Raw genomic sequence first — 25,267 nt, forward strand, 5'->3', positions numbered from 1 at the left:
TCATTTCAAAGTTCATTAGAATGGAATGAGTTTAGAAAAACGGTTAGGTATTTGAACAGTTCAATGAGTTATTAGTGAAAAAGAAAGGGTCATTTTTCAAAATTTCGCTTTATTTGGATTAGTATTTGATCAGCGTATCGATAGTCTACGTCCATAGAGGTTTTTACTATTCTGATATTGTATGATTAAGGGGGAAAAGGCGTAAGTGTTTAAATTACTTAAAGAGGATATCTCAGTTGTATTTGATCAGGATCCAGCAGCTAGAAGTTATGTAGAGGTAATCTTAACTTATTCAGGATTACATGCGATTTGGTCTCATCGAATTGCTCATGCTTTTTATAAGAAAAAACTTTACTTCATAGCTCGCTCTATTTCGCAAATTAGTCGCTTTTTCACTGGGATCGAAATTCATCCAGGTGCTAAAATCGGTCGAAGATTTTTCATTGATCATGGTATGGGTGTAGTTATTGGTGAAACTTGTGAAATTGGGGATAATGTAACGGTGTTTCAAGGGGTAACACTAGGGGGAACAGGTAAAGAAAAAGGGAAACGTCATCCAACGATTGAAGATAATGTTTTGATTGCTACTGGCGCAAAAGTATTAGGTTCTATCACTGTTGGAGAGAATTCTAAAATTGGAGCGGGTTCAGTGGTTTTAAAAGAAGTACCAGCCAATTCCACGGTAGTAGGAATACCAGGTAAAGTCGTTATTCAGGATGGTGTTCGTTTGAAGCAAGATTTAAATCATGGGGATTTACCAGATCCAGCTGGAGATGACTTTAGAAGACTTGAAAAAGAGTTAGTTGAATTGAAGAAAGAATTAGCAGCCCTTCGCAAAGAAAGGAGTAAGATTAATGACTATCAAAATTTATAATACATTAACTCGAGAAAAGGAGGAGTTTCAACCGTTAGAAGAGGGTAAAGTTAAGATGTATGTGTGCGGACCTACAGTTTATAACTTTATTCATATCGGTAATGCTCGCCCACCAATTGTATTTGATACAGTGAGAAAATATTTGCAGTATCGTGGTTATGATGTTCAGTACGTTTCAAATTTTACAGATGTTGATGATAAATTAATTCGAGTTGCAAATGAACTAGGCACAGATGTACCAACAGTAGCTCAACGATTTATCGATGCTTATTTTGAAGACGTTCTTTCATTAGGATGCAGTAAGGCTGATGTACATCCACGTGTTACAGAGAGCATGGATATTATTATTGAATTTATCGCTACACTTATTGATAAGGGATATGCTTATGAGTCTGAAGGTGACGTATATTATCATACTCGTAAATTTGATAGTTACGGTAAGTTATCCCATCAGTCGATTGATGAGTTACGTTCAGGAGCTCGTATAGAAGTTGGAGAGAAGAAAAAAGATCCGTTAGATTTCGTTCTTTGGAAAGCGGCGAAAGAAGGAGAAATTTTCTGGGAAAGTCCTTGGGGTAAAGGTCGTCCAGGTTGGCATATCGAATGCTCTGCGATGGCTAAAAAATATTTAGGTGATAGCATAGATATACATGCAGGTGGTCAAGATTTATCATTCCCTCACCATGAGAATGAAATTGCACAATCTGAAGCTTTAACAGGTAAACCATTTGCGAAGTATTGGATGCATAACGGTTACATTAATATCGATAATGAAAAAATGTCTAAGTCTCTTGGAAATTTCGTGTTAGTTCATGATATTATTAAACGCCATGATCCACAGGTCCTACGCTTTTTTATGTTATCTGTTCATTATCGTCATCCGATTAACTATAGTGATGAACTTCTAGAGAATGCGAAAACGGCGCTTGAACGTTTAAAAACGTCTTATCATAATTTACAACACCGTCTAGAAACAGCTACTAATTTAACAGAAAACAAAGATGAATGGTTAAAGAAAGTACAGGATCTTAACGAACAGTTTATTACGGAGATGGATGATGATTTTAATACAGCAAATGCTATTTCTGTATTATTCGAGCTATCAAAACAAGCAAATTATTATTTGATGGAGAAACATACTGATACGGAAGTAATAGAAGCCTTCATTCGACAATTTGAAACATTATTCTCTGTATTAGGGTTATCTCTTGCGGATGATGAGGAATTACTAGATGAAGAAATTGAACGTTTAATTCAAGAAAGAATTCAAGCAAGAAAAGATCGTAATTTCCAAAGATCAGACGAAATTCGAGATGAATTAAAGGCGAAAAATATTATTTTAGAAGATACTCCTCAAGGAACACGCTGGAAAAGAGGGTCATAATGACAACGGGTAATAACAAACTTAATCCTTTGGAACTTAATAGTTTGGCGCTAGCTTACATGGGAGATGCTGTATATGAGTCATATATACGGCATCATCTTCTTCTAAAGGGTGGAGTGAAACCAAATAGTCTACATAGAGAATCTACACGTTTTGTTTCGGCGAAGGCACAAAGTGTGGCTATTCATTTTCTATTAGATGAACATTTGTTATCAGAAGAAGAAGAAGGGGTCGTTCGTCGAGGAAGAAATGCTAAATCTGGAACGGTACCTAAAAACACAGACGTTCAGACGTATCGTTACGCAACAGCATTTGAAGCGGTAATTGGATACCTATTTTTAAGCAATCGTAAAGAACGAATGGAAGAACTTATCGCTAAAAGTATTACTTATATAGAAGAAATGAAAGAATTGAGGTGAGAACACTTTATGAGCGAAGAATTTATTATTGGAAGAAATCCTGTATTAGAAGCATTAAAATCAAAGAGAGATATTAATAAAATTTGGATTGCAGAAGGTTCACAAAAGGGATCTATGGGCCAAATTATTGAATTAGCTAAAGAGAAAAAAGTGTTAACACAAATTGTACCGAAGAAGAAAATAGATGCAATGGGAGTGGGCGTTCATCAAGGAGTAGTAGCTGCGGTTGCTGCCTATCAATATGCAGAATTGGATGATTTATTTGCAGTTGCGAAAAAAAGAAATGAAGCACCTTTCTTTTTGATATTAGATGAATTAGAAGACCCACATAACCTAGGCTCTATCATGCGAACGGCTGACGCGACAGGAGCGCATGGAATTATTATTCCTAAAAGACGTTCAGTAGGGTTGACAGCTACGGTTGCAAAAGCATCAACAGGTGCAATTGAATATATTCCTGTAGCTCGTGTGACCAATTTAGCTCGAACAATTGAGGAGTTAAAGGAAAGAGGTCTTTGGATTGTCGGTACAGATGCTAAGGGAAGCGATGATTATCGAAATCTAGATGGTACGATGTCAATCGGGATTATTATTGGTAGTGAAGGTAAAGGAATGAGCCGCATATTAAAAGAAAAGTGTGATTTTCTTATTCACATGCCAATGGTTGGGAAAGTTACTTCTTTAAATGCCTCTGTGGCTGCCGGACTGCTGATGTATGAAGTATATCGAAAACGAAATCCAGTAGGGCGATAAGCTATGAAAAATATCCTTATAGTAGACGGCTATAATATTATTGGGGCTTGGCCGGAGCTTAGGGTGTTAAAGAATCGAGATTTATCGGCTGCCCGTGATCGTCTTATTGAGATTATGGCTGAATATAAGGCATACACGGGGTTTCATGTCATTGTGGTTTTCGATGCATATTTTGTTCAAGGGCTAGAGAGAAAATATAAGAATTATAAAATCGATGTTATTTTTACTAAAGAAAATGAAACAGCGGATGAAAGAATTGAAAAGCTAGCTATTGAGTTGAATAATATAAAAACACAAGTACATGTAGCAACATCTGATTTCACAGAGCAATGGGCGATTTTCGGACAAGGTGCGCTTCGAAAATCAGCCCGTGATTTATTGATTGACTGTCAGTTTATTGAAAAAGAAGTAGAAAAAAAGGTTCAGATACAAACGCAAAAAAAACCATCCTCTAAAATTCAACTTAGCGATGAAGTGGCAGAAAAGTTCGAAAAATGGAGGAGAGGAGAATTTTGACATATTGACGTCTAAAAATTCCCTACTGTATAATAATTCTAACTTATGTTTCAGTCGGGAGGGGTATAATGGTTGCACAATATGGACACAAAGTGAACGAAAAATTTCTACATTTAGACGACGACATACTAGTAGAGTTAGTTCATAAGGGAGAAAGTGAAGCTTTAGATTTTTTGATTCATAAGTATCGTAATTTTGTCAGAGCGAAAGCTCGAACGTATTTTCTAATAGGGGCAGATAAAGAAGATATTGTTCAAGAAGGTATGATAGGTTTATATAAAGCAATTCGAGATTTTAAAGAGGACAAGCTTACCTCTTTTAAAGCTTTTGCTGAATTATGCATTACAAGACAAATTATTACAGCTATTAAAACTGCAACACGTCAAAAGCATATACCATTGAATTCATATGTTTCGTTGGATAAACCGATTTATGATGAAGAATCAGATCGAACACTTTTAGATGTGATTACGGGTGCAAAAACCATGAACCCAGAAGAATTAATTATCAACCAAGAAGAGTTTGATGATATAGAACTACAGATGGGCGAATTATTAAGTGAGTTGGAACGAAAAGTACTTGCTCTTTATTTAGATGGGCAGTCCTATCAAGAAATTTCAGAGGAATTGAATAGACATGTGAAATCTATCGATAATGCGCTTCAAAGAGTAAAGCGAAAACTAGAGCGTTATTTAGAAATCCGTGAAATTTCCCTTTAACAAAATCCTTTCTGAAAACATACTCCTTCCAAATACTCATTACCCTTTTGTCCGTTGACATTATACAGCATGCATGATAAGGTTTTAAGGAAATATTTTAATCGTACAAGCAGGTGTAAAATTCATGAGAAGTAAAGTGACTCTCGCATGTGCAGATTGTGGTTCGAGAAATTATTCAACTGAGAGCAGCAAAATTTCTAAATCAGAACGCCTTGAAATCAAGAAATTTTGTAAAATATGCAATGCTCATACTCTTCATAAAGAAACAAAATAATATATAACATATACACTTAAAAGGTGGAGGTTAGACACATGCAACGCATGACCGATTTTTTTCGCGGCGTAGTTCGAGAAATGAAAAAAGTAAGCTGGCCGAAAAGAAAAGAGCTTACTAGCTACACAATCATTGTTCTAACAACTGTTATCTTTATGGCTTTATTCTTTACAGTTATTGATCTAGGTATTTCTGAAGTTATCCGATTAGTAACAAAAAATTAATAGATAAACCCTTTTTTGTTAATTGAATAAGATATTCGTAAAAAAGGCATAATAGTGATAGAATAATAAGTATATAAAAAGCCCGTTTTTGTGGCTTTTTTAATTTGGGAAAATTATGTAGTTGATTTTAGCAAAATTTTAAAAGTTACCCTATAAGATGAATGAAAAGCAGGGAGGGAAGGACATAACGTCCTGATAAAATGGAAAAGAATTGGTATGTTGTTCACACTTATTCTGGATATGAGAATAAAGTAAAAGCGAACTTGGAAAAACGTGTAGAATCAATGGGAATGCAAGATAAAATCTTCCGAGTTGTTGTTCCTGAAGAGGAAGAAACAGAAATTAAAAACGGCAAGAAAAAAGTCGTAAAGAAAAAAGTATTCCCTGGTTATGTGCTTGTAGAAATTATTATGACGGATGACTCTTGGTATGTTGTTCGTAATACGCCAGGTGTAACTGGATTCGTAGGATCTGCAGGTGGTGGTTCAAAACCAACTCCTCTTTTACCAGAAGAAGTAGTAGCTCTACTGAAACAAATGGGAATGGAAGAAAAACGAGTAGAAGTTGACTTTGAATTAGGTGAGTCAGTACAAATTAAAGAAGGACCTTTTGCTACTTATACAGGTATCATTGAAGAGCTTGATACAGATAAAGCAAAAGTAAAAGTTCTTGTAAATATGTTTGGTAGAGATACGAAGGTAGAGCTTGATTTTACCCAAGTTGAAAAATTATAATTCGAAAAAACTTGAAATACATCCTGATAGATGATAAAATTTCATAGGTCAGTATGTCTCAATGATTAGAGGCCTGAACAATTGTTTAGTTCTTTATTCGATATATAAAGAATCTTATGAGTGGGAGGGGAACGAGCCCCTATTACCACATCACGGACTTTAAGGAGGTGTGTCTCGTGGCTAAAAAAGTAATTAAAATTGTAAAACTTCAGATTCCTGCAGCTAAAGCTAATCCAGCTCCACCAGTTGGTCCAGCACTTGGTCAAGCGGGTGTTAACATCATGGGTTTCTGTAAAGAGTTTAACGCTCGTACTGCAGAACAAGCTGGTCTTATCATTCCTGTAGAAATTACGGTTTTCGAAGACCGTTCATTTACATTCATTACGAAAACTCCACCTGCTGCTGTATTACTTAAAAAAGCGGCTGGTATCGAGTCAGGTTCTGGTGAACCAAATCGTAAGAAAGTGGCAACAGTTAAACGCGACAAAGTGCGTGAGATTGCTGAAACTAAAATGCCTGATCTAAACGCTGCAAACGTTGAGTCTGCAATGCGTATGGTTGAAGGTACTGCACGTAGCATGGGTATTGTCATCGAAGACTAATCCTTGCAAATAAGTTAGACGTTTCTACGGGGTTGCGAAGTTCATAATATAATTTCGCAACCTTTTTCGTGGGAGGCTTATACCGTTAAAACCACATTATTAGGAGGATTTAAAAATGGCTAAAAAAAGTAAAAAATATGTAGAAGCTGCTAAACTTGTAGAAGCTTCAAAAGCATACTCAGTAACAGAAGCTATCGAGCTTGTTAAAAAAACAAACTTCACTAAGTTTGATGCAACAGTAGAGGTTGCTTTCCGTCTTGGAGTAGATCCTAAGAAAGCTGACCAACAAATCCGTGGAGCTCTAGTTCTTCCAAATGGAACTGGTAAAACTCAACGTGTATTAGTATTCGCTAAAGGTGAAAAAGCTAAAGAAGCAGAAGCTGCTGGAGCTGACTTCGTAGGCGATGCTGACTACATCAACAAAATCCAACAAGGTTGGTTTGAGTTTGATGTAATCGTTGCTACTCCTGATATGATGGGTGAAGTTGGTAAACTTGGTCGTGTATTAGGACCTAAAGGTTTAATGCCAAACCCTAAAACAGGTACAGTTACTTTTGACGTAACAAAAGCAATCAATGAAATCAAAGCTGGTAAAGTAGAATACCGTGTAGATAAATCTGGTAACATCCATGTACCAATCGGAAAAGTTTCTTTTGAAGATAACAAATTAGCTGAAAACTTCACTGCTATCTATGATCAAATGATCAAAGTTAAACCAGCAGCTGCTAAAGGAACTTACATTAAGAACTTAACTGTAACTTCTACAATGGGACCTGGAATTAAAGTAGATCCTTCTACTTTCGCTTTAAAAAACTAATACAAAAAAATAATTGACATTCGACATATGAGTGTTATATAATTTTTCTTGTTGTAAAAATGAATACCATTTGTACCGTAGACAGCAGGGGTTCTACTTTAGGAACTTAATATCCTGCCGAGGTAATTTCGATATATTTAGTCATTGACTATTTTCTGGAATTTACTGCCCTCAAGTCTATTATTGTTGATCTGAGGGTTTTCTTTTTGAACGGTATAAATGTGTTTTAAGCAAATCTAATAGGAGGTGTAATTGATGAGCAGCGCTATTGAGGCTAAAAAACAAATCGTGCAAGAAATTGCCGACAAAATGAAAGCTAGCAAATCAACAATCGTTGTTGATTACCGTGGATTGAACGTTGCTGAGGTAACAGAATTACGTAAGCAACTACGTGAAGCGGGTATCGAATTTAAAGTGTACAAAAATACGCTTACTCGTCTTGCTGCGGAATCAGCTGAAGTTGCTGAGTTAAACTCAGTTCTTACTGGTCCGAACGCAATTGCTTTTTCTAACGAAGATGTAGTTGCACCTGCGAAAATCCTTAACGATTTCGCAAAAAAACACGAAGCATTAGAAATTAAAGCTGGTGTAATTGAAGGTAACGTTGCAACAGTAGAAGAAGTTAAAGCTCTTGCTGAACTTCCATCTCGTGAAGGTCTTCTTTCTATGTTACTTAGCGTACTTCAAGCTCCAATCCGCAACCTTGCTCTTGCTACTAAAGCAGTTGCAGATCAAAAAGAAGAACAAGGCGCATAATTGTTGCCTCGTATATTCGTAAAAACTAATCTTAAAATATTAATCGAAAAGTATTAAGGAGGAAATATATAATGACTAAAGAACAAATCATTGAAGCAGTTAAATCTATGACTGTTTTAGAACTAAATGACCTTGTAAAAGCAATCGAAGAAGAATTTGGCGTAACTGCTGCTGCTCCTGTAGCAATGGTTGGCGGAGCTGCTGGTGGAGATGCAGCTGCTGAAAAAACTGAATTTGACGTAGTACTAGCTGGTGCTGGAGATCAAAAAATCAAAGTTATCAAAGTGGTACGTGAAGTTACAGGTCTTGGACTTAAAGAAGCAAAAGAACTTGTTGACAACACTCCAAAAGCGCTTAAAGAAGGCGTTTCTAAAGATGAAGCTGAAGAAATCAAAGCTAAACTTGAAGAAGTTGGAGCAAACGTTGAAGTTAAGTAATGTTGCTTAAAAAAAGAGCTCGCTGAATACAGCGAGCTTTTTTTGGCTAGATAAGAAACTAGGTTCTCCGTTGTACTATCTTCAATAAAGCTAGACTTCTAAAATATCCTTTCTAAAGGAGGATGTCCTTTGACAAATCATTATTATACAAAAAATCCAGGTGTGGAAAGTAATCCTAAGTATTGGGAGTTCACGTTGAGAGGAAAAACATTTCGTTTTAAAACGGATAACGGAGTTTTCTCGAAAAAAGAAGTGGATTTTGGTTCGCGTTTATTAATTGATAGTTTCTCTTATCCTGATGGAGGAGAAGGAGGAATCTTGGATGTAGGCTGCGGGTATGGGCCAATTGGTTTAAGTGTTGCGAATGATTACCCAGAAGTACATGTTGAAATGATTGACGTGAATGCTCGTGCGGTTCAATTAGCGATAGATAACGCTGAACTAAATGGTGTAACCAATGTAACGATTTATGAGAGTGATGTTTTCTCGGAAGTGAAAAATAAATCCTTCGCCGCTATTTTAACTAACCCGCCGATTAGGGCAGGTAAGCAAGTGGTTCATGATATATTTACAAATAGTTTTAATCATTTATCTGCGAATGGAGAGCTATGGGTTGTAATCCAGAAGAAACAAGGTGCTCCATCAGCGATGGCTAAAATGGAAGAATTATTTGGCAATGTTGAAGTATTTGTAAAAAAGAAGGGTTATTATATACTTGTTTCTAAAAAAGTTTGACTCTAAAATAGGGCTATGATAGTATTATAAAATGCATATATATTATTTCCGCTCATTTTAAATGTTAAATAATCGTATAAATTAAGAATTAGTGGGAAAAATATATAAAATAATAGTTCGTTTTATGAGTATTGTGGTTTTTAAATAAAACCATTTTCTTTTTGTCTAAGAGAACTTATAATAGTTCTTTTGGATAATAAATCCTTATAACGCTTGATTTGAGGGGTGAATCTGTTGACAGGTCAACTTGTTCAGTATGGACGACACCGCCAACGCAGAAGCTATGCGCGCATTAGCGAGGTGCTGGAATTACCAAACCTTATTGAAATCCAAACAGCATCATACCAAAATTTCTTGGATGAAGGCTTAAGAGAGATGTTCAAGGATATTTCTCCTATCGAGGATTTCACTGGAAACCTATCGTTGGAATTTATTGATTACAGCTTAGGCGATCCTAAGTATTCTGTAGAGGAATCAAAAGAGCGCGATGTAACGTACTCAGCTCCTCTACGTGTGAAAGTCCGTCTAGTTAATAAAGAAACAGGGGAAGTAAAAGACCAAGATGTTTTCATGGGTGACTTTCCTTTAATGACGGAAACAGGAACATTTGTTGTAAATGGAGCAGAGCGTGTTATTGTATCACAGCTTGTACGTTCTCCAAGTGTGTACTTTAGTAATAAAGTAGACAAAAATGGTAAAAATGGCTTCACAGCAACAGTAATACCTAACCGTGGAGCATGGTTAGAATATGAAACAGATGCTAAAGATGTTGTTTATGTAAGAATTGATCGTACACGAAAACTTCCAGTAACTGTACTTTTACGTGCGCTTGGTTTTGGTTCTGATCAAGAGATTATCGACTTATTAGGAGATAATGAATACTTACGTAATACTCTTGAAAAAGATAACACAGAAAGCACTGAGAAAGCATTAATTGAAATTTATGAACGTCTAAGACCAGGTGAACCACCTACAGTGGAGAATGCGAAAAGCCTATTGGTTTCTCGATTCTTTGATCCTAAACGCTATGATTTAGCGAATGTTGGACGTTACAAAATAAATAAAAAACTTCATATTAAAAACCGCTTATTTAATCAGCGTATTGCAGAAACATTGGTTGATTCAGAAACTGGAGAAATCATTGTGGAAAAAGGAACGCTATTAGATCGCCGTAATTTGGATCGTATTCTACCTTATTTAGAGGCAGGAACTGGTTTTAAAACGTTCAAACCATTCGGTGGCGTGGTAGAAGATGATGTTTTACTGCAATCTATTAAAATTTATTCACCAGCTGAAACTGAAGGTGAAAAAGAGATAAACATAATTGGTAATGCAAATATCGTAGAAGAGATTAAAAATATCACACCTGCAGATATTATTGCATCTATTAGTTACTTCTTTAACTTGTTACACCAAGTTGGAGATACAGATGATATCGATCATCTAGGAAATCGTCGTTTACGTTCTGTTGGTGAGTTACTACAAAACCAATTCCGTATTGGTTTATCTCGTATGGAACGTGTAGTTCGTGAAAGAATGTCAATTCAAGATACGAACACAATTACACCGCAGCAACTGATTAATATTCGACCAGTTATTGCGTCTATTAAAGAATTCTTCGGAAGCTCTCAATTATCGCAATTCATGGATCAAACGAATCCACTGGCTGAATTAACACACAAACGTCGTCTTTCAGCATTAGGGCCTGGTGGTTTAACTCGTGAACGTGCTGGATTTGAAGTTCGTGACGTTCACTATTCTCACTATGGTCGTATGTGTCCGATTGAAACACCTGAGGGTCCAAATATCGGATTAATTAACTCATTATCTAGTTTCGCAAAGGTAAATCGTTTTGGGTTTATTGAAACTCCATATAGAAAAGTTGACCCGGAAACAGGAAAAGTAACTAATCATATCGATTATTTAACAGCAGATGAAGAAGACAATTATGTGGTAGCACAAGCAAATGTACTTCTTTCAGATGATGGAGCTTTCCTTGATAATGAAGTTGTTGCTCGTTTCCGAGGAGAAAATACAGTCGTACCACATGATCGTGTTGATTATATGGATGTATCACCTAAACAGGTTGTATCAGCAGCGACTGCTTGTATTCCTTTCTTAGAAAATGATGACTCTAACCGTGCACTAATGGGTGCGAACATGCAACGTCAAGCTGTACCATTAATGCAACCAGAATCACCAATTGTTGGAACAGGAATGGAATATGTATCTGCGAAGGATTCAGGGGCTGCAGTAATCTGTAAGCATGATGGAATCGTAGAACATGTTGAATCACGCGAAGTATGGGTTCGCCGTATTTCAGTGGTAGATGGCCAAGAGGTCAAGGGTAACCTTGATAAGTACCGCATGTTAAAATTCATCCGTTCTAACCAAGGAACATGTTACAACCAACGCCCAATCGTAGCTGTTGGAAACCGTGTAACAAAAGGTGAAATTTTAGCTGATGGTCCATCAATGGAAAAGGGTGAATTAGCTCTTGGACGTAACGTGTTAGTAGGATTTATGACATGGGATGGATACAACTACGAAGATGCAATCATTATGAGTGAGCGTCTTGTAAAAGACGATGTATATACATCTATTCATATCGAAGAATACGAATCAGAATCTCGTGATACAAAGCTAGGACCTGAAGAAATCACTCGTGATATTCCAAACGTAGGTGAAGATGCTTTAAGAAACCTAGATGAAAGAGGAATTATTCGTATTGGTGCTGAAGTAAAAGATGGTGATTTACTAGTAGGTAAAGTAACTCCTAAAGGTGTTACAGAACTTACTGCTGAAGAACGTCTTCTACATGCGATCTTCGGTGAGAAGGCGCGTGAAGTACGTGATACATCACTACGTGTACCACATGGTGGTGGCGGTATCGTTCTAGATGTTAAAGTATTTAACCGCGAAGATGGAGATGAACTTCCTCCAGGAGTAAATCAACTTGTTCGTGCTTATATTGTTCAAAAACGTAAAATCTCCGAGGGAGATAAAATGGCTGGACGTCATGGTAATAAAGGGGTTATCTCAAGAATCTTACCAGAAGAAGATATGCCTTACTTACCAGACGGTACTCCGATTGATATTATGCTTAACCCTCAGGGTGTACCATCACGTATGAATATCGGACAGGTGTTAGAATTACACTTAGGTATGGCAGCTCGCTACTTAGGTATTCATGTTGCATCGCCAGTATTCGATGGAGCAACCGAGGATGATGTATGGAGCACAATTGAAGAAGCTGGTATGGCACGTGATGCTAAAACAGTTCTTTATGATGGACGTACAGGTGAACCGTTTGATAACCGTGTATCTGTTGGTATCATGTATATGATTAAACTAGCCCACATGGTTGATGATAAACTACATGCTCGTTCTACTGGACCATACTCACTAGTAACACAGCAACCACTTGGTGGTAAAGCTCAGTTCGGTGGACAACGTTTCGGTGAGATGGAGGTATGGGCACTTGAAGCTTATGGTGCAGCATATACTCTTCAAGAAATTCTTACTGTTAAATCAGATGATGTTGTTGGTCGTGTAAAAACATACGAAGCGATTGTTAAAGGTGAAAATGTACCAGAACCAGGTGTTCCGGAATCATTTAAAGTATTAATTAAAGAGCTTCAAAGCTTAGGTTTAGATGTTAAGATCATGTCTAGCGATGATCAAGAAATAGAAATGCGTGATACAGAAGATGACGAAGACGTTCATCAAAGTGATGCATTATCATTAGAGTCAGAAACAAAAGAAGAAACTGTTGAAGAAACAGAAGTAAATACAACCAAGTAACCTATTATTCCACAGGCCTGAGCAATAAGGGTAATACCTGGAATCTAAAAGGGAGGTCGGCCCCTTGCTGGATGTAAATAATTTTGAGTATATGAAAATAGGTCTTGCTTCGCCTGACAAGATTCGTTCTTGGTCATTTGGTGAAGTCAAAAAACCAGAAACGATTAACTATCGTACATTAAAACCTGAAAAAGACGGTTTGTTTTGCGAAAGAATCTTTGGGCCAACAAAGGACTGGGAATGTCATTGTGGCAAATATAAAAGAGTACGTTATAAAGGCGTAGTATGTGATCGCTGTGGTGTTGAAGTTACAAGAGCTAAAGTACGTCGTGAACGTATGGGTCATATTGAACTAGCTGCACCAGTATCACATATTTGGTACTTTAAAGGAATTCCGAGCCGTATGGGACTTGTTTTAGACATGTCCCCACGCGCTCTAGAAGAAGTTATTTATTTTGCTTCATATGTAGTAACTGACAGTGGCGCAACTTCTTTAGAAAAGAAACAACTTCTTTCTGAAAAAGAGTACAGAACATACCGAGAAAAGTATGGTAACAAATTCCAAGCTTCTATGGGTGCTGAGGCAATCCGTAAACTTCTTTCAGATATTGATACTGAAAAAGAAACAGAAGCATTAAAAGAAGAGTTAAAAACTGCTCAAGGTCAACGTCGTACTCGTGCTATTAAACGTCTTGAAGTATTAGAAGCATTCCGTAATTCAGGTAACGAACCATCATGGATGATTTTGGAAGTTCTACCGGTAATTCCGCCAGAACTTCGTCCAATGGTTCAGCTTGATGGTGGACGCTTTGCTACTTCAGATTTAAACGATTTATACCGTCGTGTAATTAACCGTAATAATCGTCTAAAACGACTATTAGATTTAGGTGCACCAAGTATTATCGTTCAAAACGAAAAGCGTATGCTTCAAGAAGCTGTTGATGCTTTAATTGATAATGGTCGTCGTGGTAGACCGGTAACTGGACCAGGTAACCGTCCATTAAAATCATTATCACACATGCTAAAAGGGAAACAAGGTCGTTTCCGTCAAAACTTACTTGGTAAACGTGTTGACTATTCTGGTCGTTCCGTTATCGTTGTAGGTCCTAACTTAAAAATGTACCAATGTGGTCTTCCTAAAGAAATGGCAATTGAATTATTCAAGCCGTTTGTGATGAAAGAACTTGTTGGTAAAGGTTTAGCTCATAATATTAAGTCAGCTAAACGTAAAATCGAAAGATTACAACCTGAAGTATGGGATGTATTGGAATCGGTAATTAAGGAGCACCCAGTGTTGCTTAACCGTGCCCCTACGCTACACAGACTAGGAATCCAAGCATTTGAACCTACTCTAGTTGAAGGTCGTGCGATTCGTCTTCACCCATTAGTATGTACAGCGTATAACGCTGACTTTGACGGTGACCAAATGGCTGTCCACGTACCTCTATCTGCTGAAGCACAAGCTGAAGCGCGATTATTAATGCTGGCTGCACAAAATATCTTGAATCCTAAAGATGGTAAGCCAGTTGTTACTCCTTCTCAAGATATGGTATTAGGTAACTATTACTTAACTTTAGAAAGAGAAAATGCAGTTGGTGAAGGTATGATTTTTAACGATACAAATGAAGCACTTGTAGCATATCAAAATGGTTATGTACATCTTCATACACGTGTTGCAGTACGTGCATCATCGTTAAAGAATTTAACGTTTACTGAAGAACAAAATGAAAAACTTCTAATGACAACAGTTGGTAAACTGATATTCAATGAAATTCTTCCGAAGACTTTCCCTTATATCAATGAACCAACTAAAGAAAATTTAGAAGTGAAAACACCAGAGCGATTCTTCATTGAAAAAGGACAAAATGTTATTGAAGCTATTAAAGCTCAACCATTAAATGAGCCATTCAAGAAAGGCATTCTTGGAAATATCATTGCTGAAGTATTTAAACGTTTTAAAATTACTGAAACATCTAAGATGCTTGATAAAATGAAGGATCTTGGATTTAAATATTCTACAAAAGCTGGTATCACTGTTGGGGTTGCCGATATCGTAGTATTAGAGGAGAAGACACAAATCATTCATGATGCTCAAGCTAAGGTAGACAACGTTATGAAACAATTCAGACGTGGGCTTATTACAGAAGATGAGCGTTATGATCGTGTTATTTCAATTTGGAGTTCTGCGAAGGATGTTATTCAAGGTAAACTGATGAAATCCTTAAATCGTTCTAACCCAATCTTTATCATGAGTGACTCTGGTGCCCGTGGTAACGCGTCTAACTTTACGCAGCTTGCAGGTATGCGTGGTCTAATGGCCAACCCGGCTGGGCGTATTATTGAGTTACCAATTAAATCAAGTTTCCGTGAAGGTTTAACAGTATTAGAGTACTTTATCTCTACTCACGGTGCTCGTAAAGGTCTTGCGGATACAGCCCTTAAGACAGCCGATTCAGGTTACCTGACTCGTCGTCTTGTAGACGTAGCCCAAGATGTCATTGTTCGTGATGATGATTGTGGAACAGACCGTGGATTACTTGTTGGACCATTAAAAGAAGGTACGGAAATTATCGAAAGCCTAGAAGAACGTTTAATTGGTCGTTACGCAAGAAAAACAATCAAACACCCTGAAACAGGAGAAGTGATTGTTCCTGAAAATGGTCTAATTACGGAAGATCTTGCTATATATATTGAAAGTGTTGGCATTCAAGAAGCTTGGATTCGTTCGGCATTTACTTGTAATACTCGTCATGGTGTATGTAAAAAATGTTATGGACGTAACCTTGCTACTGGCCAAGAAGTTGAAGTCGGTGAAGCAGTTGGTATTATTGCTGCACAATCAATCGGTGAACCAGGTACACAGTTAACAATGCGTACATTCCATACTGGTGGGGTTGCCGGAGATGACATCACTCAAGGTTTACCTCGTATCCAAGAAATTTTTGAAGCACGTAATCCTAAAGGTTTGGCTCATATTTCTGAAATTGATGGTATTGTTGTGGCAATCAACGAAGCAAAAGACCGCCAACAAGAAATTGTTGTTCAAGGTCAAGTTGAAACTCGTTCTTACACAGTTCCTTATACAGCACGCTTAAAAGTAGCTGTGGATTCTGAAGTAAAACGTGGTCAAGAGCTAACTGAAGGTTCTATCGATCCGAAAGAACTTATTAAAGTTAAAGATACACTTGCAGTACAAGAATACTTGCTAAAAGAAGTTCAAAAAGTATACCGTATGCAAGGTGTTGAAATTGGAGATAAACATATCGAAGTTATGGTTAGACAAATGCTTCGTAAAATCCGTGTTGTTGACGCGGGTGAAACAGATGTGTTACCAGGAACATTGCTTGATATTCATCAGTTTACTGATGCTAATACATCAGCGTTACTTAATGGTAAAACTCCAGCAACTGGTCGTCCAGTATTACTTGGTATTACAAAAGCGTCCCTTGAAACAGACTCATTCTTATCTGCTGCATCATTCCAAGAAACAACAAGAGTTCTTACAGACGCAGCGATTAAAGGAAAACGAGACGAATTATTAGGGCTTAAAGAAAATGTTATCATTGGTAAGCTAGTTCCTGCTGGAACTGGAATGCCTCGATACAGAAAAGCTGTACCAGTTTTTACTGAAGAACAAAACAAAGAAACAACAGTTGTAGAATAAACAGTGGAGCGGTCAGTTGTTTGTGTGACTGATCGCTCTATTATTGTTTAGGGATCATTTATTTAAAGAAAGTTGAAGTCTAGCTTCAGCGCGCCTAGCCCCTAAAGGTCATAAGACAATTCGTCGAGAAGGTCAAAAGCAACCTTTTAGATAGCTCGTCTTATACTGGGTAGGGCTGACCAAGGCGCTTATGCTTGTGTTCTGTGTTTAAAAATATTTTATCAGTATGGTTGACACCCGATATGTAAAGATGATACTATATCAAAGGTGCTTCTATCATTACCCTTAGCTTTTAGAGTTACTTTAACTTTATAAACAAGACTAATTGTGTAAGCAGCTAGGTTCTTAACGAACTGAGCAATAGAAGCAATGTATGTTATTTTTTTAAGTAAAACTGTTTTTGTAGGGTTTCTGCAAGAACTTTGTTTTTGCTCATTTATGAACCACCTGGATGTGTGGTACTAGAATCAACTAGTGAAAGGAGGAAATTTCAATGCCTACTATTAATCAATTAGTTCGCAAAGGCCGTGAGTCTAAGGAGACTAAATCAAAATCTCCAGCTCTTAACAAAGGCTATAACAGTTTCAAAAAAGCTCAAACTAACGTATCATCTCCACAAAAACGCGGTGTTTGTACTCGTGTTGGTACAATGACACCTAAAAAACCAAACTCTGCGTTACGTAAATATGCTCGTGTACGTTTAACTAACGGAATCGAGGTAACTGCTTATATTCCTGGTATCGGTCACAACCTACAAGAGCACAGTGTTGTTCTTATCCGTGGCGGACGTGTAAAAGACTTACCAGGGGTACGTTATCACATCGTTCGTGGTGCACTTGATACTGCTGGTGTTAACAACCGTATGCAAAGCCGTTCTAAATACGGTACTAAGCGTCCTAAACCAGCTAAAAAGTAATCGTTTAAAAAATACAATAAGTACTATTGAAAGGAGGACAAAACATGCCTCGTAAAGGTCCTGTTGCAAAGAGAGATGTATTACCAGATCCTTTGTATAATTCAAAATTAATCACTCGTTTAATCAATAAATTAATGATTGACGGTAAAAGAGGTACAGCTCAACAAATTTTATATTCCTCTTTTGAAATCATTAAAGATCGTACAGGGAAAGAGCCAATGGAAGTATTCGATCAAGCTCTTAAAAACATCATGCCTGTATTAGAAGTTAAAGCTCGCCGTGTTGGGGGTTCTAACTACCAAGTACCAGTTGAGGTGCGTCCTGAGCGTCGTACTACTTTAGGTCTTCGTTGGTTAGTTAACTACACTCGTCTTCGTGGAGAAAAAACGATGGAAGAGCGTTTAGCTAACGAAATTTTAGATGCAGCTAACAACACTGGTGCATCAGTTAAGAAACGTGAAGATACACACAAAATGGCAGAAGCTAACAAAGCGTTTGCTCATTATCGTTGGTAAGATTCACAACTTATTCCTAATACTATTCTTCAATAAGGAAGGAGAAATACCAAATGGCAAGAGAGTTCTCCTTAGCAAAGACTCGTAATATTGGTATCATGGCACATATCGATGCTGGTAAAACTACCACTACTGAACGTGTTCTTTACTATACAGGTCGTATCCACAAAATTGGTGAAACACATGAAGGTGCTTCACAAATGGACTGGATGGAACAAGAACAAGAACGTGGTATTACAATCACTTCTGCTGCTACAACAGCACAGTGGAAAGAACACCGCGTTAACATTATCGATACACCAGGACACGTAGACTTCACTGTTGAAGTTGAACGTTCACTTCGTGTACTTGATGGTGCGGTTGCCGTACTTGATGCACAATCAGGCGTTGAGCCTCAAACTGAAACAGTTTGGCGCCAAGCTACAACTTACGGTGTACCACGTGTTGTATTCGTAAACAAGATGGATAAAATCGGTGCAGACTTCCTATACTCTGTAGGAACTCTACATGACCGTCTTCAAGCGAATGCACACCCAATTCAACTTCCAATCGGTGCTGAAGATCAATTCACTGGTATCATTGATTTAGTTGAAATGAAAGCTATTATGTATGGAAATGACTTAGGAACAGATATTACTGAAACTGAGATTCCTGCAGAATACCAAGATCAAGCTGAAGAATACCGTGAAAAATTAATAGAAGCGGTAGCTGAACTTGATGAAGAATTAATGGAGAAATACCTTGGCGGTGAAGAAATCACTGTGGATGAGCTAAAAGCTGCTATCCGTAAAGGTACTGTTAATGTAGAATTCTACCCAGTTATCTGTGGTTCAGCATTCAAAAACAAAGGTGTTCAACCAATGCTTGACGCTGTTATCGATTATCTTCCATCTCCATTGGATGTACCTGCTATCAAAGGTACTGTTCCTCAATCAGATGAAGAAGTTACTCGTCCTTCAAGCGACGACGAGCCATTTGCTGCGCTAGCGTTTAAAGTTATGACTGACCCTTACGTTGGTAAATTAACATTCTTCCGTGTATACTCTGGTACATTAAGCTCTGGTTCTTATGTACAAAACTCTACAAAAGGTAAGCGTGAACGTGTAGGTCGTATCCTTCAAATGCACGCTAACTCTCGTGAAGAGATTTCAGAAGTACATGCTGGAGATATCGCTGCAGCTGTAGGTCTTAAAGATACTACTACTGGTGACACTCTATGTGATGAAAAGAATCTTGTTATTCTTGAATCTATGGAATTCCCAGAGCCAGTTATCTCATTATCTATCGAGCCTAAAACTAAGGCTGACTTAGATAAAATGTCAACAGCTCTACAAAAATTACAAGAAGAAGATCCAACATTCCGTGCGCATACTGACCAAGAAACTGGTGAAGTAATTATTGCTGGTATGGGTGAGCTTCACCTTGATATCCTTGTAGATCGTATGCGTCGTGAATTTAAAGTGGAAGCTAACGTTGGTGCTCCTCAAGTAGCATACCGTGAAACTTTCCGTCAATCAGCACAAGTTGAGGGTAAATTTGCTCGTCAATCAGGTGGACGTGGACAATACGGACACGTTTGGATTGAATTCGCACCAAACGAAGAAGGAAAAGGTTTTGAATTTGAAAATGCTATCGTCGGTGGGGTTGTACCACGTGAATACATCCCAGCAGTACAAGCTGGTTTAGAAGATGCTCTTGAGCGCGGTGTATTAGCTGGTTTCCCAATGGTAGACGTTAAAGCTAAATTATTCGACGGATCTTACCATGATGTTGACTCATCTGAAATGGCGTTTAAAGTTGCTGCTTCTTTAGCTCTTAAAAATGCAGCTTCAAAATGTAAACCAGTAATCCTTGAGCCAGTCATGAAAGTTGAAGTTGTAATGCCTGAAGAATATCTTGGAGATATCATGGGTAACATTACTTCTCGTCGTGGACGCGTTGAAGGTATGGAAGCACGCGGTAATGCACAAGTTGTTAAAGCGTTCGTTCCACTATCTGAAATGTTCGGATATGCAACGACATTACGTTCTGCTACACAAGGTCGTGGAACATTCTCAATGCACTTCGATCACTATGAAGAAGTACCTAAAAACATCTCTGAAGACATCATCAAAAAAAATAAAGGTGAATAATTGATTTTCATCTTTTAATCAAGTATAACTACTATGTAAGCTATGAAGGGGGATATTCTCCCTTTATAGTGGCATACTTAAGTTTTTAATAAATCTAATTATTTAAATTCGAGGAGGAAATTCCTAATGGCTAAAGCTAAATTCGATCGCTCAAAACCACATGTTAACATCGGAACAATTGGTCACGTTGACCATGGTAAAACTACTCTAACAGCAGCTATCACTTCTGTACTTGCAAAAGTTGGTGGAGCTGAAGCTCGCGCTTACGATCAAATCGACGGTGCTCCAGAAGAAAGAGAACGTGGTATCACAATCTCTACTGCACACGTTGAGTATGAAACTGCTAACCGTCACTATGCACACGTTGACTGCCCAGGTCACGCTGACTATGTTAAAAACATGATCACTGGTGCTGCTCAAATGGACGGCGGTATCCTAGTTGTATCTGCTGCTGACGGCCCAATGCCACAAACTCGTGAGCACATCCTTCTTTCTCGTCAAGTAGGTGTACCTTACCTTGTTGTATTCATGAACAAATGTGACATGGTAGACGACGAAGAATTATTAGAATTAGTAGAAATGGAAATCCGTGATCTACTTTCTGAATATGAATTCCCTGGTGATGATATCCCAGTAATCAAAGGTTCTGCTCTTAAAGCTCTTGAAGGAGAAGCTGAGTGGGAAGAAAAAATCAACGAGCTTATGGCTGCTGTTGATGAGTACATCCCAACACCAACTCGTGACACTGACAAACCATTCATGATGCCTGTAGAGGATGTATTCTCAATCACAGGTCGTGGAACAGTTGCTACTGGACGTGTTGAACGTGGACAAGTTAAAGTTGGTGACGTAGTTGAAATCGTTGGTATCTCTGAAGAAGCTAAATCAACAACTGTAACAGGTGTTGAAATGTTCCGTAAACTTCTTGACTATGCAGAAGCTGGTGACAACATCGGTGCTCTACTTCGTGGTGTTTCTCGTGAAGAAATCCAACGTGGTCAAGTATTAGCTAAACCAGGTTCAATCAACCCACACAAAAAATTCAAAGCTGAAGTTTATGTTCTTTCAAAAGAAGAAGGTGGACGTCACACTCCATTCTTCTCTAACTACCGTCCTCAGTTCTACTTCCGTACAACTGACGTAACTGGTATTTGTAACCTTCCTGAAGGCGTAGAAATGGTTATGCCTGGGGATAACATCGAAATGTCAGTTGAGCTTATCGCTCCTGTAGCTATTGAAGAAGGTACTAAGTTCTCTATCCGTGAAGGTGGACGTACTGTAGGTGCTGGAGTAGTAGCTTCAATCACTGAGTAATCTTTAATAAAGATTTTATAAAAAGCAGATGGATATCCATCTGCTTTTTTTATTTCGTTATTTTAAGGCTAGGTAAAAGTAGAAATCTGAAAACGACTTGTTCGAGATACTTAGTGAATAGACTTTGATAATCTGTCAAAAAATGAAAAGGAATGAGATGCATAATTTAACATTAGACTTTTTACAAAAAAACAGTTATATTTTCATAGTACTTGATTGTAAGTTATGAAGTTCTTTAGAAATTCAGATGAACTTTACATTAATTATGTCGAGTTTCTTCTATATAAATAATGACACAATTCGATAAGTTTAATCATCGAAACAATCGCTTGAAAAAATCATCTAACCTATGTATAATAGGAAAAGTGTTTAACAGCAATAACGGTAAAAGAAAATGTTGCATTTTCTATTAGTGTTATGTATAATAGACAATGTTGGTCTTTGACCGCGGTGATGTGAGAGGTTGCTGACACACCCGGCCGCTTTGCCATGGCGAGTGTGTGGGAAATTTTCACGGAGTAAATGTCTATTTAGAAAAATAGGCGAAAAGGAGGGAAAGTAATGGCAAAACAAAAAATTCGTATTCGTTTAAAAGCATATGATCACAGAATCCTTGATCAATCTGCTGAGAAAATTGTAGAAACTGCAAAACGTTCTGGTGCGGCTGTATCTGGTCCAATTCCATTACCAACTGAAAGATCTGTATACACAATCCTTCGTGCGGTTCATAAATACAAAGATTCTCGTGAACAATTCGAGATGCGTACACATAAACGTTTAATCGACATCGTGAACCCAACACCACAAACAGTTGATTCATTAATGCGTTTAGACTTACCATCAGGTGTAGATATCGAAATCAAATTATAATTATTAAATATATATTTTCAGGAGGTGTGACTAATGACCAAAGGAATCTTAGGAAGAAAAATTGGTATGACGCAAGTATTTGCTGAAAACGGTGAACTTATTCCAGTAACTGTTGTTGAAGCAGCTTCTAACGTTGTTCTTCAAAAGAAAACAATTGAAAATGATGGCTACGAAGCGATCCAAATTGGTTTCTCTGACAAACGCGAAAAGCTTTCAAACAAACCTGAACAAGGTCACGTTAGCAAAGCAAACACTGCACCTAAGCGCTTCATTCGCGAATTCCGCGGAGTAAACCTTGATGAATACGAGGTTGGTCAAGAAGTCCAAGTTAATATTTTCGCTGAAGGCGATGTAGTTGATGTAACAGGTGTATCTAAAGGTAAAGGATTCCAAGGCTCTATCAAGCGCCACGGACAATCTCGTGGACCAATGTCTCACGGTTCTCGTTACCACCGTCGCCCTGGTTCAATGGGTCCTGTAGCACCTAACCGCGTATTCAAAGGTAAATTATTACCTGGTCGCATGGGTGGAGATCAAGTTACTGTTCAAAACTTAACTATTGTTAAAGTTGATGTTGAACGCAACCTACTATTAATTAAAGGTAACGTACCTGGTGCGAAAAAATCTTTAGTTAAAGTTAAAACTGCTATTAAAGCAAAATAAGTATAACAGGAAAGGAGGAGCATTAGAAAATGCCTAAAGTTACATTATTAGACCAAAAAGGAGCAAGCGTTGGCGAAATTGAGCTTAACGATTCTATTTTTGGTATCGAACCTAACCAACACGTATTATTCGAAGCTATCGTTATGCAACGCGCTTCTTTACGTCAAGGAACTCACAAAGTAAAAAATCGTTCTGAAGTAGCAGGCGGCGGACGCAAACCATGGCGCCAAAAAGGAACTGGTCGTGCTCGTCAAGGATCTATCCGTTCACCACAATGGCGTGGCGGTGGTACTGTATTCGGACCACAACCAAGATCTTATAGCTACAAATTACCTAAGAAAGTTCGTCGTTTAGCTCTTAAATCTGCTTTAGCTTCTAAAGTACAAGAGGAAAACATCTTAGTTCTTGACAGCTTATCTTTCGAAGCTCCAAAAACTAAAGAATTCGTAGCTTTCTTAAATGGTCTTTCAGTAGACTCTAAAGCTCTTATCGTAACAGATGTAGTAAATGATAATGTTGCATTATCTGCTCGTAACATCCCTGGTGTTACTGTATTAGATGCAGCTGGTTTAAATGTTCTTGATTTAGTAGGACACAACAAGCTTATTATTACTAAAGCAGCTGTTGAAAAAGTAGAGGAGGTGCTTGCATAATGGATGCACGCGATATCATTAAGCGCCCCGTTATCACAGAACGTTCTTCAGAAATCATGGCTGACAAAAAGTATACTTTCGAAGTAGACGTTAAAGCTAATAAAACTGAAGTTAAAGATGCTGTTCAAGAAATTTTCGGCGTTAAAGTTGAAAAAGTGAACATCATGAACTATAAAGGTAAATTCAAACGCATGGGTAAACATGCTGGATATACTAACAAGCGCCGCAAAGCTGTAGTAACATTAACAGCTGACAGCAAAGAAATCGAAATTTTTGAAGCGTAAGCTTACATTTTTAGAGAAGGAGGGAACTACACATGGCGATTATTAAGTATAAACCTACCTCTAACGGTCGACGTAATATGACTGCTTCTGATTTTGCTGAAATCACAACAAGCACACCAGAAAAATCATTACTTGCTCCTTTAAAGAAAAAAGGCGGCCGTAACAATCAAGGTAAGTTAACAGTTCGTCATCAAGGTGGTGGACACAAGCGTCAATACCGTATTATTGACTTCAAACGTAATAAAGATGGTATACCTGGACGCGTTGCTACTATCGAATACGATCCGAACCGTTCCGCTAACATTGCATTAATTAACTACGTGGATGGAGAAAAACGTTACATTCTAGCTCCTAAGAATTTAGAAGTTGGTATGGAAATTATGTCAGGTGCTGAGGCTGACATTAAAGTAGGTAACGCTCTTCCATTACAAAACATTCCGGTGGGTACAGTTATCCACAACATCGAATTAAAACCTGGTAAAGGTGGTCAGTTAGTTCGCTCTGCTGGTACATCTGCACAATTACTTGGTAAAGAAGGACGTTATGTTCTTGTACGTCTAAATTCTGGTGAAGTTCGCTTAGTATTAGCTACTTGCCGCGCTACAATCGGTCAAGTTGGTAATGAACAACACGAACTTATCAACATCGGTAAAGCTGGACGTAACCGTTGGTTAGGCAAACGCCCAACTGTACGTGGTTCTGTAATGAACCCAGTTGATCACCCACACGGTGGTGGTGAAGGACGTTCACCAATCGGACGTAAATCACCTATGTCTCCTTGGGGTAAACCAACTCTTGGTGCTAAAACTCGTAAGAAGAAAAATAAATCCGACAAGTTCATTGTACGTCGTCGTAAAAAATAACGGGATTGAACTACGGTTCAAAAACCGGACCGTAGAACAATCGCGAGAGGAGGTACACTCATGGGTCGCAGCCTAAAAAAAGGACCATTCGTTGATGAGCACTTAATGGTTAAAGTTGAGAAAATGAATGAATCAGATAAGAAACAAGTAATTAAAACTTGGTCTCGTCGTTCAACAATTTTCCCACAATTCATTGGTCATACAATCGCTGTTTATGATGGACGTAAACACGTTCCTGTATATGTAACAGAAGATATGGTAGGTCACAAATTAGGTGAGTTCGCACCGACGCGAGCTTACAAAGGTCACGCAAGTGACGATAAGAAAACAAGACGTTAACGAGAG

General features: G+C 37.9%; 26 protein-coding genes and 1 other annotated feature. All 26 genes read left to right on the forward strand.

The genetic code is table 11. The features are described 5' to 3' along the window. The first annotated feature begins 205 nt into the window (after positions 1–205). Positions 206–874 (forward strand): serine O-acetyltransferase, encoded by a 669-nt coding sequence (cysE, locus tag BN349_RS21380; protein ID WP_019244356.1) that lies wholly within the window; start codon positions 206–208, stop codon positions 872–874. Then, positions 855–2,258 carry a cysteine--tRNA ligase gene (cysS, locus tag BN349_RS21385; RefSeq protein ID WP_019244357.1) on the forward strand — a complete coding sequence of 468 codons (1,404 nt, stop codon included), beginning with the start codon at positions 855–857 and terminating at the stop codon, positions 2,256–2,258. The genes cysE and cysS overlap by 20 nt, the downstream gene beginning before the upstream one ends. Then, positions 2,258–2,677, forward strand: coding sequence for a Mini-ribonuclease 3 (locus tag BN349_RS21390; protein WP_019244358.1), 420 nt, complete (start codon positions 2,258–2,260; stop codon positions 2,675–2,677). The genes cysS and BN349_RS21390 overlap by 1 nt, the downstream gene beginning before the upstream one ends. Positions 2,678–2,686: 9 nt before the next feature. Further along, positions 2,687–3,430 (forward strand): 23S rRNA (guanosine(2251)-2'-O)-methyltransferase RlmB, encoded by a 744-nt coding sequence (gene rlmB, locus BN349_RS21395; RefSeq protein WP_019244359.1) that lies wholly within the window; start codon positions 2,687–2,689, stop codon positions 3,428–3,430. Between the two features lie 3 nt (positions 3,431–3,433). Further along, a complete protein-coding gene (locus BN349_RS21400; protein ID WP_019244360.1) occupies positions 3,434–3,946 on the forward strand; it encodes an NYN domain-containing protein in 513 nt (170 codons plus the stop codon). Between the two features lie 68 nt (positions 3,947–4,014). After that, entirely contained in the window at positions 4,015–4,665 is a 651-nt protein-coding gene (sigH, locus tag BN349_RS21405; RefSeq protein ID WP_019244361.1) for an RNA polymerase sporulation sigma factor SigH, read from the forward strand. A gap of 124 nt (positions 4,666–4,789) precedes the next feature. Next, entirely contained in the window at positions 4,790–4,939 is a 150-nt protein-coding gene (gene rpmG / locus BN349_RS25575; protein WP_081591305.1) for a 50S ribosomal protein L33, read from the forward strand. Positions 4,940–4,977: 38 nt separating this feature from the next. Next, entirely contained in the window at positions 4,978–5,163 is a 186-nt protein-coding gene (gene secE, locus BN349_RS21410) for a preprotein translocase subunit SecE (protein ID WP_019244362.1), read from the forward strand. 200 nt (positions 5,164–5,363) lie between these two features. Beyond that, positions 5,364–5,897, forward strand: coding sequence for a transcription termination/antitermination protein NusG (gene nusG / locus BN349_RS21415; RefSeq protein WP_019244363.1), 534 nt, complete (start codon positions 5,364–5,366; stop codon positions 5,895–5,897). A gap of 176 nt (positions 5,898–6,073) precedes the next feature. Continuing rightward, positions 6,074–6,499: a 50S ribosomal protein L11 gene (gene rplK / locus BN349_RS21420; RefSeq protein ID WP_026089433.1), complete on the forward strand. Its 426-nt coding sequence runs from the start codon at positions 6,074–6,076 to the stop codon at positions 6,497–6,499. 115 nt (positions 6,500–6,614) lie between these two features. Further along, positions 6,615–7,316, forward strand: coding sequence for a 50S ribosomal protein L1 (gene rplA, locus BN349_RS21425; RefSeq protein ID WP_019244365.1), 702 nt, complete (start codon positions 6,615–6,617; stop codon positions 7,314–7,316). Positions 7,317–7,373: 57 nt separating this feature from the next. Continuing rightward, positions 7,374–7,529: a sequence feature (ribosomal protein L10 leader region), on the forward strand. A 42-nt stretch (positions 7,530–7,571) separates the two neighbouring features. Further along, complete coding sequence (gene rplJ, locus BN349_RS21430) at positions 7,572–8,072, forward strand: 50S ribosomal protein L10 (protein WP_019244366.1); 501 nt, start codon at positions 7,572–7,574, stop codon at positions 8,070–8,072. A 71-nt stretch (positions 8,073–8,143) separates the two neighbouring features. Next, positions 8,144–8,509 (forward strand): 50S ribosomal protein L7/L12, encoded by a 366-nt coding sequence (gene rplL / locus BN349_RS21435; RefSeq protein ID WP_019244367.1) that lies wholly within the window; start codon positions 8,144–8,146, stop codon positions 8,507–8,509. Between the two features lie 129 nt (positions 8,510–8,638). Further along, a complete protein-coding gene (locus BN349_RS21440) occupies positions 8,639–9,244 on the forward strand; it encodes a class I SAM-dependent methyltransferase (protein ID WP_019244368.1) in 606 nt (201 codons plus the stop codon). A gap of 234 nt (positions 9,245–9,478) precedes the next feature. Then, positions 9,479–13,048 (forward strand): DNA-directed RNA polymerase subunit beta, encoded by a 3,570-nt coding sequence (gene rpoB / locus BN349_RS21445; protein ID WP_019244369.1) that lies wholly within the window; start codon positions 9,479–9,481, stop codon positions 13,046–13,048. Between the two features lie 64 nt (positions 13,049–13,112). Continuing rightward, entirely contained in the window at positions 13,113–16,712 is a 3,600-nt protein-coding gene (gene rpoC, locus BN349_RS21450) for a DNA-directed RNA polymerase subunit beta' (RefSeq protein ID WP_019244370.1), read from the forward strand. 493 nt (positions 16,713–17,205) lie between these two features. After that, a complete protein-coding gene (gene rpsL / locus BN349_RS21455; RefSeq protein ID WP_019244371.1) occupies positions 17,206–17,628 on the forward strand; it encodes a 30S ribosomal protein S12 in 423 nt (140 codons plus the stop codon). A 44-nt stretch (positions 17,629–17,672) separates the two neighbouring features. After that, positions 17,673–18,143, forward strand: a complete 471-nt coding sequence (rpsG, locus tag BN349_RS21460; RefSeq protein WP_019244372.1) for a 30S ribosomal protein S7 — start codon at positions 17,673–17,675, stop codon at positions 18,141–18,143. A 53-nt stretch (positions 18,144–18,196) separates the two neighbouring features. Then, positions 18,197–20,275: an elongation factor G gene (fusA, locus tag BN349_RS21465; protein ID WP_019244373.1), complete on the forward strand. Its 2,079-nt coding sequence runs from the start codon at positions 18,197–18,199 to the stop codon at positions 20,273–20,275. 126 nt (positions 20,276–20,401) lie between these two features. Then, positions 20,402–21,589, forward strand: a complete 1,188-nt coding sequence (gene tuf / locus BN349_RS21470) for an elongation factor Tu (RefSeq protein WP_019244374.1) — start codon at positions 20,402–20,404, stop codon at positions 21,587–21,589. 561 nt (positions 21,590–22,150) lie between these two features. Then, entirely contained in the window at positions 22,151–22,459 is a 309-nt protein-coding gene (gene rpsJ / locus BN349_RS21475; RefSeq protein ID WP_019244375.1) for a 30S ribosomal protein S10, read from the forward strand. 33 nt (positions 22,460–22,492) lie between these two features. Continuing rightward, on the forward strand, positions 22,493–23,122 hold the full coding sequence (gene rplC / locus BN349_RS21480; RefSeq protein WP_019244376.1) for a 50S ribosomal protein L3: 630 nt from the start codon (positions 22,493–22,495) through the stop codon (positions 23,120–23,122). A gap of 29 nt (positions 23,123–23,151) precedes the next feature. After that, on the forward strand, positions 23,152–23,775 hold the full coding sequence (gene rplD / locus BN349_RS21485; RefSeq protein ID WP_019244377.1) for a 50S ribosomal protein L4: 624 nt from the start codon (positions 23,152–23,154) through the stop codon (positions 23,773–23,775). Further along, a complete protein-coding gene (gene rplW, locus BN349_RS21490) occupies positions 23,772–24,059 on the forward strand; it encodes a 50S ribosomal protein L23 (RefSeq protein ID WP_026089434.1) in 288 nt (95 codons plus the stop codon). The genes rplD and rplW overlap by 4 nt, the downstream gene beginning before the upstream one ends. Before the next feature lie 32 nt (positions 24,060–24,091). Next, the gene (gene rplB / locus BN349_RS21495; RefSeq protein WP_019244379.1) at positions 24,092–24,922 is read left to right on the forward strand and encodes a 50S ribosomal protein L2; all 831 of its coding nucleotides are present in this window, start codon (positions 24,092–24,094) and stop codon (positions 24,920–24,922) included. A gap of 60 nt (positions 24,923–24,982) precedes the next feature. Next, on the forward strand, positions 24,983–25,261 hold the full coding sequence (gene rpsS, locus BN349_RS21500) for a 30S ribosomal protein S19 (RefSeq protein WP_019244380.1): 279 nt from the start codon (positions 24,983–24,985) through the stop codon (positions 25,259–25,261). The last annotated feature ends 6 nt before the right edge of the window (positions 25,262–25,267 follow it).

The sequence above is a fragment of the Bacillus sp. AP8 genome (assembly GCF_000321185.1).
Lineage (GTDB): Bacteria > Bacillota > Bacilli > Bacillales > DSM-1321 > Bacillus_AD > Bacillus_AD massilioanorexius.

What these genes read in the sequence shown, in the direction of transcription:
- fusA (WP_019244373.1), top strand. Translation starts at nt 18,197, where the DNA reads ATGGCAAGAGAGTTCTCCTTAGCAAAGACTCGTAATATTGGTATCATG.
- rplJ (WP_019244366.1), top strand. Translation starts at nt 7,572, where the DNA reads ATGAGCAGCGCTATTGAGGCTAAAAAACAAATCGTGCAAGAAATTGCC.
- rpsS (WP_019244380.1), top strand. Translation starts at nt 24,983, where the DNA reads ATGGGTCGCAGCCTAAAAAAAGGACCATTCGTTGATGAGCACTTAATG.
- BN349_RS21400 (WP_019244360.1), top strand. Translation starts at nt 3,434, where the DNA reads ATGAAAAATATCCTTATAGTAGACGGCTATAATATTATTGGGGCTTGG.
- rpsJ (WP_019244375.1), top strand. Translation starts at nt 22,151, where the DNA reads ATGGCAAAACAAAAAATTCGTATTCGTTTAAAAGCATATGATCACAGA.
- nusG (WP_019244363.1), top strand. Translation starts at nt 5,364, where the DNA reads ATGGAAAAGAATTGGTATGTTGTTCACACTTATTCTGGATATGAGAAT.
- rpsL (WP_019244371.1), top strand. Translation starts at nt 17,206, where the DNA reads ATGCCTACTATTAATCAATTAGTTCGCAAAGGCCGTGAGTCTAAGGAG.
- rpmG (WP_081591305.1), top strand. Translation starts at nt 4,790, where the DNA reads ATGAGAAGTAAAGTGACTCTCGCATGTGCAGATTGTGGTTCGAGAAAT.
- secE (WP_019244362.1), top strand. Translation starts at nt 4,978, where the DNA reads ATGCAACGCATGACCGATTTTTTTCGCGGCGTAGTTCGAGAAATGAAA.
- rplA (WP_019244365.1), top strand. Translation starts at nt 6,615, where the DNA reads ATGGCTAAAAAAAGTAAAAAATATGTAGAAGCTGCTAAACTTGTAGAA.
- rplC (WP_019244376.1), top strand. Translation starts at nt 22,493, where the DNA reads ATGACCAAAGGAATCTTAGGAAGAAAAATTGGTATGACGCAAGTATTT.
- tuf (WP_019244374.1), top strand. Translation starts at nt 20,402, where the DNA reads ATGGCTAAAGCTAAATTCGATCGCTCAAAACCACATGTTAACATCGGA.
- cysS (WP_019244357.1), top strand. Translation starts at nt 855, where the DNA reads ATGACTATCAAAATTTATAATACATTAACTCGAGAAAAGGAGGAGTTT.
- rlmB (WP_019244359.1), top strand. Translation starts at nt 2,687, where the DNA reads ATGAGCGAAGAATTTATTATTGGAAGAAATCCTGTATTAGAAGCATTA.
- rplB (WP_019244379.1), top strand. Translation starts at nt 24,092, where the DNA reads ATGGCGATTATTAAGTATAAACCTACCTCTAACGGTCGACGTAATATG.
- BN349_RS21390 (WP_019244358.1), top strand. Translation starts at nt 2,258, where the DNA reads ATGACAACGGGTAATAACAAACTTAATCCTTTGGAACTTAATAGTTTG.
- sigH (WP_019244361.1), top strand. Translation starts at nt 4,015, where the DNA reads ATGGTTGCACAATATGGACACAAAGTGAACGAAAAATTTCTACATTTA.
- rplD (WP_019244377.1), top strand. Translation starts at nt 23,152, where the DNA reads ATGCCTAAAGTTACATTATTAGACCAAAAAGGAGCAAGCGTTGGCGAA.
- rpsG (WP_019244372.1), top strand. Translation starts at nt 17,673, where the DNA reads ATGCCTCGTAAAGGTCCTGTTGCAAAGAGAGATGTATTACCAGATCCT.
- rplL (WP_019244367.1), top strand. Translation starts at nt 8,144, where the DNA reads ATGACTAAAGAACAAATCATTGAAGCAGTTAAATCTATGACTGTTTTA.